Here is a 1,843-nt window from a genome sequence, read left to right on the forward strand (position 1 = left end):
GAGGGGCCGCCCGGTTTTAGGCCTCTGTGAGCCGGCCGCTCAGCCAGCCGCGCCGACCCGAGCCCGGCCAGCCGTCACGCCGATGGTGGCCGGGAACTCCATGGCCGCCTCGCTGCGGGCCACCGCCGTGGTGCAGGCCAGGTCCCCAGTCACGTTCATGGAGGTGCGGATCATGTCCACGACGCGGTCCACACCGATGATGATGCCGATAGCCTCCACCGGGATGCCCACCGACTGGAGCACCATGGCCAGCATGATGACACCCGCGCCGGGCACGCCGGCAGTGCCGATGGAGGCGAGGGTCGCCGCCAGCACGATGAGCGCCATCTGCGACAGGGTGAGGTCCATCCCGAGGATCTGCGCCAGGAAGACCGCGGAGACGCCCTGGTAGAGCGCGGTGCCGTCCATGTTGATGGTGGCGCCCAGCGGGAGGGTGAAGCTGCCGATCTCCCGCTTGACCCCGAAGTTGCGCTCACTGACCTCTATGGTCACGGGAAGGGTCGCGCTGCTCGATGCGGTGGTAAAGGCCAACAGCGTGGCAGGCGACGCCCTCTTGAAGAACTCCAGCGGGTTGATGCGGCCCAGCCACCCCGTGACGGAGGAGTAGGTGACGGCAGCGTGCAGGATGCAGCCCACGTAGACGATGACGATGTACTTGGCGAGCGGCAGGAGTACAGCGGCCCCCTGAACCATCACCATCCGGGCGATGAGGGCAAACACCGCGTACGGCGCGAGCTCCATCACCCACGTGATCAGCTTCATGACGGCCTCATTGCCTGCCTCGAACAGCCCCAAGAGCCCTTTGGCGCGTTCCCCCAACGCCGCCACTGCCAGCCCGAACAGTACGGCAAACGCAATGATCTGGAGCATGTCGGCGCGGGTGAGAGCGTCAAAGGGGTTTGTCGGAATGATGTTGAGCAGGGTGTCCACCACGGACGGTGCCGGCTTGGGAGTATAAGTGAACTCGCTCGGCAACCGATAGCCCCGGCCCGGCGCGAGCACCCATGCCAGGACGAGCCCGATGGTTACCGCAACGGCCGTGGTGATCATGTAGATGACCAGGATCTTCACGCCCACCCGCCCCACGCGGCGAGCGTTGCCCAGCCCGGCGGTCCCCACGATCAGGGAGAGCAGTACCAGAGGAGCCACCAGCATCTTGATCAGGCGCAAGAAGATCTGCCCAAGCGGATTCAGCAGGTAGGTGTCCAGGCCCTTGACCCACGCGCTTTCGGCCACGCCGTTGAGCAATAACCCCACGATAACGCCGAGGATGAGGCCGATGAGGATCCGGTTGACAAGCCGCAAATAAGCCCCTCCCTCCGTCGCCGATCCGCCGCTCCGGGCACGTCTGGCGCCGCCCCTGGAAGCGGCTGTTGATACACTGGAAAAGCTCTGTACCTGACCGCCCGCGATCGACGGAATCTTAGATGTTTCTATTTGCTACGAAAGCCCCATCCCCTGCTCGTCCTCCATTTGGCCTGTTCGGACCGGAGAATTGGTGCCCCGGTCCTGGCGACGTTCAGGCGCCCGCAAACGTAGCATGGGTCCCGCCTTTCACCCAAGGTCACAAGGAGGCGAGTACTATGAGTCAACCCCTGCCACCGTGCCCGGCGGGGTCTACGCGGTACACGGTCCAGCCCGGCGACACGCTCTTCTTCATCGCCCAGCGCTTCGGCACCACGGTCCCGGCCATCCTGGCCATCAACCCGCAGATCACCAACCCCAACCTCATCTTCCCCGGCCAGGTCATCTGCGTCCCGGCCGCCGTGCCGCCCGCGGTGTGTCCACCGGGGTCCACCCTGTACACGGTCCAGCCCGGCGACACGCTCTTCTTCATCGCCCA

2 protein-coding genes are annotated in these 1,843 nt (G+C 65.4%); one reads left to right on the plus strand and one right to left on the minus strand.

The window, feature by feature from the left end:
* Positions 1 to 39: 39 nt before the first annotated feature.
* Entirely contained in the window at positions 40 to 1,305 is a 1,266-nt protein-coding gene (locus tag AB1609_22810) for a dicarboxylate/amino acid:cation symporter (GenBank protein MEW6049265.1), read from the minus strand.
* A gap of 278 nt (positions 1,306 to 1,583) precedes the next feature.
* On the opposite strand from AB1609_22810, the gene AB1609_22815 reads away from it, so the two are divergent.
* On the plus strand, positions 1,584 to 1,843 hold a 260-nt coding region (locus AB1609_22815), incomplete at its 3' end, for a LysM peptidoglycan-binding domain-containing protein (protein MEW6049266.1).

It is taken from the genome of Bacillota bacterium (assembly GCA_040754675.1).
Classification (GTDB): domain Bacteria; phylum Bacillota; class Limnochordia; order Limnochordales; family Geochordaceae; genus Geochorda.